This window comes from Sulfuricurvum sp. (assembly GCF_019163035.1).
Classification (GTDB): Bacteria; Campylobacterota; Campylobacteria; order Campylobacterales; family Sulfurimonadaceae; genus Sulfuricurvum.
This window is the reverse complement of sequence record NZ_JAFLKV010000030.1, coordinates 1-7,441: the sequence shown is the minus strand read 5'-3', so window position 1 is coordinate 7,441 and position 7,441 is coordinate 1. Positions and strand designations below refer to the sequence as shown.

8 protein-coding genes are annotated in these 7,441 nt (G+C 44.0%); all 8 read right to left on the bottom strand.

What is annotated here, in order from left to right:
- On the bottom strand, nucleotides 1-329 hold a 329-nt coding region (locus JZU62_RS02660), incomplete at its 3' end, for an OsmC family protein (protein ID WP_295011639.1).
- Nucleotides 326-1,711, bottom strand: a complete 1,386-nt coding sequence (gene argH, locus JZU62_RS02655) for an argininosuccinate lyase (protein ID WP_295011637.1) — start codon at nucleotides 1,709-1,711, stop codon at nucleotides 326-328. The genes argH and JZU62_RS02660, both read right to left, overlap by 4 nt.
- A gap of 85 nt (nucleotides 1,712-1,796) precedes the next feature.
- Nucleotides 1,797-2,132, bottom strand: a complete 336-nt coding sequence (locus JZU62_RS02650; RefSeq protein WP_295011635.1) for a cytochrome C — start codon at nucleotides 2,130-2,132, stop codon at nucleotides 1,797-1,799.
- 99 nt (nucleotides 2,133-2,231) lie between these two features.
- Entirely contained in the window at nucleotides 2,232-4,052 is a 1,821-nt protein-coding gene (locus tag JZU62_RS02645) for a menaquinone biosynthesis decarboxylase (RefSeq protein ID WP_295011633.1), read from the bottom strand.
- Between the two features lie 2 nt (nucleotides 4,053-4,054).
- Nucleotides 4,055-4,996 carry a hydroxymethylbilane synthase gene (gene hemC, locus JZU62_RS02640; protein ID WP_295011631.1) on the bottom strand — a complete coding sequence of 314 codons (942 nt, stop codon included), beginning with the start codon at nucleotides 4,994-4,996 and terminating at the stop codon, nucleotides 4,055-4,057.
- 3 nt (nucleotides 4,997-4,999) lie between these two features.
- On the bottom strand, nucleotides 5,000-5,836 hold the full coding sequence (locus JZU62_RS02635; protein ID WP_295011629.1) for a DsbA family protein: 837 nt from the start codon (nucleotides 5,834-5,836) through the stop codon (nucleotides 5,000-5,002).
- Nucleotides 5,790-6,212, bottom strand: a complete 423-nt coding sequence (locus JZU62_RS02630; protein ID WP_295011628.1) for an FxsA family protein — start codon at nucleotides 6,210-6,212, stop codon at nucleotides 5,790-5,792. Before JZU62_RS02630 ends, JZU62_RS02635 begins: the two co-directional genes overlap by 47 nt.
- Nucleotides 6,209-7,441 (bottom strand): proline--tRNA ligase (proS, locus tag JZU62_RS02625; RefSeq protein ID WP_295011625.1); only part of this gene is annotated, 1,233 nt, incomplete at its 5' end. The genes JZU62_RS02630 and proS, both read right to left, overlap by 4 nt.

Below are 7,441 nucleotides of genomic sequence, written 5' to 3'. Positions count from 1 at the left end.
ATCGTTGAACAATAGGTTTCCAAACTCGCCATGACCCAACGTGCCGCGAGTGTATCATCCGCATTCGAATTAAAACGGTATTCAAGATGCAAAGAATTAAATTTTTTGGGAGCCGATTCGTTACGGACTACTTCACCACTCACTTCTAGGTTTGTAACATCAAATCCTTGCTGCTTTGGAAGCATCACTACATCGGTCGCACTGCACGTGATAATACCACTCAAAAAATATTCAATCGGAGAAATTTGAGGGCAATCGATGATAAAACTGCTTTTTTCGGTTTTCGCTTCAAAGCGCATTGCATCCTGATGAGAGACGACTATTTTCATTTGACATCCTTCAAATAATGATCAAAATAGATGATTTGCTCCAGTGTACGTACTTCCGCCGTTCCCCCTTGGGATACACGAGCATTCATCGAATGCTCAATCGCCAAATATGGGATAACGTCCTCTTTGATACGACTATCGATTGCATGAAGTTCACTGTAAGCGATATCGCTCAAATCAATTCCCAACACTTCAGCACGGGCAACGGCTCGACCCGTGATATGGTGCGCTTCGCGAAACGGAACGTCGCAATGTTCTACCAAATAGTCCGCCAAATCGGTCGCACTTAGATGACCCAACTTACAAGCTCGTGCCATGTTTTGCGGTTTAATGGTCATCGTTTTAAGGGCTTCACGGAGAATTTCAAGAGAGATTTCAGCGGTTTCGACACTGTCGAACACCCCCTCTTTGTCCTCTTGGGTATCTTTATTGTAGGCTAACGGCAACCCTTTCATAACCGTTAAAAGTCCCATCAAATTTCCAAAAACACGCCCTGTTTTACCGCGAAGAAGCTCAGGCACATCGGGGTTTTTCTTTTGAGGCATAATCGATGAACCGGTTGAATACTGATCGGAAAGTTCCACAAAACGGAACTCATAACTCGACCACATAATAATCTCTTCTGAGAGACGAGAAATATGCATCATGAGCGTCGAGATATTAAACAAAATTTCCAAGGCAAAATCACGATCACTCACCGTATCGAGACAGTTAATACTCACACTATCAAATCCGAGACTTTTAGCCGTCATTTCTCGGTCAATATTATGCGGAGTCCCTGCCAATGCCGCGCATCCAATCGGAGAGATGTTATTACGCATTGCAGAGCTCTCAAAACGCTCACAATCGCGTTTAAACATAGAAGCATAGGCTAGGAGATGAAATGCGAAATTGATCGGTTGTGCGTGCTGTAAATGGGTCATCCCCGGGAGCAGCGTCGTCGTATGATCACGAGATATATCGACGATAGCACCCATAAGTGCTTTAATCTGTTCAACAATTTCACGGTTTTTACGAAGGACATATCGGCGGAAATCAAGGGCAACCTGATCGTTACGACTGCGCGCTGTATGGAGTTTTTTACCTGCTTCACCGATAATGTGAGTTAGCCGTTTTTCAATCGCCATGTGGAGATCTTCATCGCCGATTCTCCACTCAAATACACCCGACTCGATTTCGCTCAAAACCTGAGCCATCCCCGATTCGATTAATTGCGCCTCTTCATGTGTTAAAATCCCTTGGTGCGCCAACATTTTGGCGTGAGCGATAGAACCTTCAATATCTTCACGGTACAGTTTTTGATCAAACATGATCGATGCGTTAAATTTTTCCAAAAGGGTTGACGCATCTTGCGTGAAACGTCCTGACCACATCTTTTCCATGGTATCTCCGTATATTAATTAGTTAGGGGATTTTAGCGAAGTTTGGTTTAGAAGAATATCATCCCCAGAATAAGGGAAGATTTATTTAATTACAAGCGGGAACGTTTCCACTATCAGAAGCATAATCAACCAAAAAATCTTCCAAATGTTTGGTATTTTTGGTATATGCCCGACTATTGAAATAAGACCATGATGGTTCTGCTTTTTTCGAATTCAAATGGACTTGAGCTAATTTTTCACCATTATTATCCATCATCTTTATCCATGCACGCTGTTTCTTGGACCCGGCTAAAGCCTGACCGCCGCCATGACACTCTTTACAACTTTCGATGTAAGCTTTTTGCCCTTTATAAACAGCCGCATTTAGAAGTGTTGAGGCGGTTAAAAGAGTAATTGCTACTGTAGCATATAAGGTGCGCATTGGAATATATTCCCTATTTTTATCTATTTAATTAATACTACATTAGTATTTCTAATAAATTGCTTAAGTTATTCGCCCTAAAAAAGGGGGATTAAACCATCAAAGTTGATATTTTTTCTCAAATTTTGGGTCTAAATCCCATATGCCAAAACTCTTAAGATATTCTACAACCGATGGGGTACATTCGACATCTCCCGGCCACTCACGTTCAAACCCATCGACTTCCGTCTTCATTGTCCCATCAAACGCTACAATCGATTCGGAATGATAAATATCTCTAGCGGCATCTATATTGTTGGTGACGCGCCATACCAGCATGTAAGGGTTATGAATATCATTTTTTTCTTCATCGACGAAAATAACGATTCGTAAAAATGAGCTTAATGCTTCTAACGCACTAAATTTATTTTTCAACGTACCTCTTTTCTTGACACTGATAACGGTGATCGGGTTGGCAGTATGGCGCATATACTGTGTTGCACCTGTAATTTCCGGTATGAGTGCACGTAATTGCTCTAACAATACAGAGCTATCGATAGACGAAGGTGCTATCGGTGAATACGACGCGGTAAAATCGATCCCCAGTTTTCCCCCAACCAAGCTTTCAGGACTTGAGTGATCCAACGCATCGGTAATCCCCTCAGAGATAAAAAGGCATTTAGGGAGAAATCGGTTCAAGGCGTACGTAATAAGCGCTTCATAATTGTTCAATTTCGGCGCATCTTCGCCAAAAAACAGGGCGTGTTTGACAAAACTCATCTGCCCAGAACCCCAGAAAATATGCATAAACTGTTTTGCATGCCCTTTGTAAAGAGGTTTCATTTTTCCCAGAATAAGATTATGAAACACCCCATTTTCAGGCATATGGTAATCAATCAAATCGGCTGCATTGGTTTTAAGTAACGGCAAAAACACCCGCTCAGTCGCCCATCCCATGTATTTGTCTTCCAACGGCGGTTTACCGACAACCGTTGCCAAATAATACGGATCTTTACGGTGTGTGATAGCGCTCACTTCGAGTTCAGGATAGTACTCTTTAAGGGTGTAATACCCTGTGTGATCTCCAAAAGGTCCCTCTTCGCGTAATTTTGCGGTATCAACCCACCCCTCGATAACGAAATCGACATCTTCAGGAATAAAGAGAGGAGTCGTTAGGGATTCAACGAGCTTCGGAGACTCTTTTTTAATCAAACCGTACAGCAGTAATTCATTTACCCCATACGGCAATGGAGCTGTCGCACACCACGTATAGAGGGGATCACCGCCGATAGCGATAGTAACCGGCATTTTTTTACCGGCACGTTGATACTGATCGAAAAAGTGAGAGGAGTCTTTGTGAATTTGCCAGTGCATTCCTAAATGATTTTTGTCATACACTTGTAAGCGATACATCCCTAAATTGACTAGTGCACCGTCCAAACTTTGGGTATACACCTGCCCCATGGTAATAAACGGACCTCCGTCTTCTTCCCACGTTGTGAGGATCGGTAAATCGTACAAATTTACCTCGTCGCCTTGTTTAACGATCTCTTGGCAACTTCCTCTCGTTTTGAGTTTTTGAGGAAAGATATCTTTCATCGCGAACAGATCGCCGAGCATACCGATTTTCTCTTTGAACCCTTGCGGCGGTTTCATGTGGAGGAGTTTTTCGATTTCATGTGCTACCCCCTCTACCTCGCGACCGAAAAGAAGTTCCGTACGACGGTAGGAACCGAACAGGTTCATCACTACCGGAATATCAAATTTTTTACCGCTACGTTTGTCTATCGGGTGGGTAAAAAGGAGCGCTTTTCCCCCATCTGGTTTTTTCACTTCAGCATACGCCAAGTGGGGAATTTCGAGGTTAATATCCAACGGAGTTTCGATGAGGCGTAACTCCCCTTTGCTCTGTAGTAAATCTATCGTTTTTTGTAATGTCACGACTAAGCCTTATTCGCCATAGCTTCGGCACGTTGTAATAACTCCATTGCACCCTGATCGACCAAACGCGCAGCCATCGCTTCACCGACACCCTCGGTTGTCGCTTTTGAAACCACTATTTCATCCCCCATCATTTCAGACCCATCGGGCATTCCAAGCGTTGATCGGACAATCACCTCTCCGTTCTCCTGAACACGTGCACTCACACCGATGGGCACCTGACACCCACCGTTGAGTGTATCGACGAAACCACGCTCTATCGTTGTTTCAATACGGCTATTCTCATCTTCGAGGAAAGAGGCAATCTCTAAAACCCATGGCTCATTCACAGTCTCGATTCCTAATGCCCCCTGCCCCATAGCGGGAAGCATCTCATCCAACGAGATCGGGTAAAAATGCTCTACTAACTCACTAAAGCCCAGACGATTAATCCCTGCGGCTGCTAAAATGATCGCATCGAACTCCCCCTCTTTGAGTTTTCGGATACGGGTATCAACATTTCCGCGTAAATCTTTAATCACCAAATCAGGGCGTTGTTTGAGTAGTTGCATACGGCGACGAAGTGACGATGTCCCCACGATAGCACCCTGAGGAAGGGAACTGATATCAGCATATTTTTCACTCAACATAGCATCACGGACATCTTCGCGAACCGTGATTGCAGAGAGTAATAACCCCTCTGGCATTACGGTCGGAACATCTTTGAGCGAGTGAACCGCCATTTGCGCTTCACCGCGAAGCATTGATTCCTCAATCTCTTTGAGAAACAACCCTTTCCCTCCGATTTTTGCCAAAGGGACATCCAAAATTTTATCCCCTGACGTGATAATAATTTTTAGTTCCACTTCGACATCATTAAAATTCGATTCAATAACCGATTTGATGTGGTTTGATTGCCAAAGGGCGAGTTTGCTTCCGCGTGTTGCAATGGTGAGTTTTTTCATGAATTACTTAACCTTGATCTCTTTATATTTATTTTTAGTATTGTCTTTTATACCATCAAAAAAGACGGTAGGCGTCCCGGCAACCATCATCGATTCTGCCACTTTTTGGTCAAAATCAAACTGTTTAAGTACGGAAGATTGTCGAATGTGATTTCTATCAATCTTTGTTCCAAAGGTTTTATTAAACGCATTCAGAATTTTTTGCTCATCTCGTTCACTGGCATTGACATCCACTTTATACAGGGTTAAAACCGCATTGTCTGTCCCGTTTTGCTCCGCCGCGATTGCCGCTTTTGTCAAGGTTACCGCCGCAGGATGAAGCCCTGAGAGAGGATAATGGTAGTAATAAACTCCAAATACTTTAGGATATTTTGCCATATAGGCAAGTGCTTCAGGGACATAACGACGGCAGAACGGACACAACGGATCGGAGAAAATAGCTACCTTATGGAGGGCATTCGCTTCTCCACTGATACGATTACTTTTGGTATAAAAGGCATTATTAAAATCGGGTGCAACCGTATCATTATAACGTTCACCGGATTGAAGATTGATGAGTTCGGGAGCGATAACATTGCCATTAACGAAATAGGTTCCGTTTTGATTGATGTGACGGGTATCATTCCCCTGCTTGACATCGGCTTCAATGCTCATAAAATACGCTTGCCATCCACTCATAGCGGGAAGATTTTTCTTCCCGTTCACCTCAATTTTCAAATTAGAGATATTAGGATTGCCTCCAATCCCCTTTTTTAAAAACGAAATAACTTCGGCATCACTCGCAGCCATGAGGCTAGCGGAGAGCAGGAGTATCGTCGATAATTTCGGCATCAATGACATGGTCATCCTTTCGTGTGGTGTAGGTGTGATTATTTTCAGTAGGGTATTTTCTCGTAAAACGGTTAATGAGCAGTGTTACCAGAAGCGAGAACTGCATCAATACACCAATGATATCACATAAAAATCCGGGAAGGATGAGGAGAACAGCCCCGATTAACCCCGAAATATTACGACTTGAGAACCCTTGCATATCGATTTGACGCGTGCGGAGGGCATCAAGATTCTCAGCCAAAGCATGACGGAAGTTCATCAAAATGAAAATTCCTAAAAAAGCACTTCCGACAATCTCTAAAAAAGTGGCTAATCCTCCGATTCTCGAAGCAATCTCTATGGTTAGAGTCACTTCCAAAAAAAGATAGATCAGAAAATAGATCATTTAATCAGTTCCTTAATGGTGTTCAACACTTCCGATGGTGCGACCGTAATCATATCACCGGATGAGCGCACCATGATCTGAATCGAACCGTTATCGAGTTCTTTCCCGACGATAACCGTGAAAGGGAATCCGATCAATTCTGCATCCGACATTTTAAATCCGAATCGCTCTTTTCGATCATCCAGCATCGCTTCAATTCCACTCTTTTGCAAAGAGGCATAAAGCTCTTCGGCATACGCCATGTGGCTCTCTTCTTTGATGTTTGAGACCATAACATTGACCATATACGGAGCCGTTGCATGGGTCCAGATACACCCTTTTTCATCATGGTGTTGTTCGATGACGGCGGCAACCAGACGGCTCACCCCCATCCCATAGGTTCCCATGATAAACGGCTGAGCGCGCCCGTTTTCATCCAAAAACTCCGCTTTAAGCGGTGCAGAGTAAACGGTGCCGAGTTTGAAGATATGCCCTACTTCGATCCCTTTGGTATGGAGGATTTTACCCTCACAGTGAGGACAACCATCCCCCTCTTGAACACTGACGAGATCGGCAAAATGAGCCTCATTCATAACACTTAGATCCACACCAACGAAATGATAATCGGCTTCGTTTGCACCGCTAATCATTGTCGTTGCACCCTTGGTATCATTATCCATCACGATACGGGTTTTATCCTGATCCAATGGCCCGATAAATCCAGGAACCAGCCCGATTTCGATCAACTCCGCTTCCGTTGCATCAACCAGATCGATCGCTCCGATACTGTTACGCGCTTTTACCTCTTGAAGCTCATCACATCCTCGGATAAAGAAACAGACGAGTTCTGAGCTCTCTGTATAAACAGCGCGCTGAACGACCGCTTTGAGGGTATAGTACGGATCAACATGGAAAAAATTACTCAAATCTTCAATCGATTTAATAGCAGGTGTTTTGAAACGGGAAAAATCAGCTTCAGGTGCACTAGGAATTTCACTGCGCGGTGAACGGCGTGCCGCTTCGACATTGGCACCGTATTCGCAACTGTCACACACCGCGAGGGTATCCTCACCGCTTCCGGCTAATACCATCAACTCTTTTGATCCCGTGCCCCCGATGGCACCGCTGTCAGCTTCAACGACACGAAACGCCAGACCCAAACGCTCCAAAATACGTTTGTATGCCGCTTCCATCGCATCAAATTCACGATCCAAATCTTCGGTGCTTGAGTGAAAACTATACCCGTCTTT

Bases quoted from the DNA above. Each gene is read 5' to 3' on its own strand.
- argH (WP_295011637.1), bottom strand. From the start codon at position 1,711: ATGGAAAAGATGTGGTCAGGACGTTTCACGCAAGATGCGTCAACCCTT.
- JZU62_RS02650 (WP_295011635.1), bottom strand. From the start codon at position 2,132: ATGCGCACCTTATATGCTACAGTAGCAATTACTCTTTTAACCGCCTCA.
- hemC (WP_295011631.1), bottom strand. From the start codon at position 4,996: ATGAAAAAACTCACCATTGCAACACGCGGAAGCAAACTCGCCCTTTGG.
- JZU62_RS02635 (WP_295011629.1), bottom strand. From the start codon at position 5,836: ATGTCATTGATGCCGAAATTATCGACGATACTCCTGCTCTCCGCTAGC.
- JZU62_RS02630 (WP_295011628.1), bottom strand. From the start codon at position 6,212: ATGATCTATTTTCTGATCTATCTTTTTTTGGAAGTGACTCTAACCATA.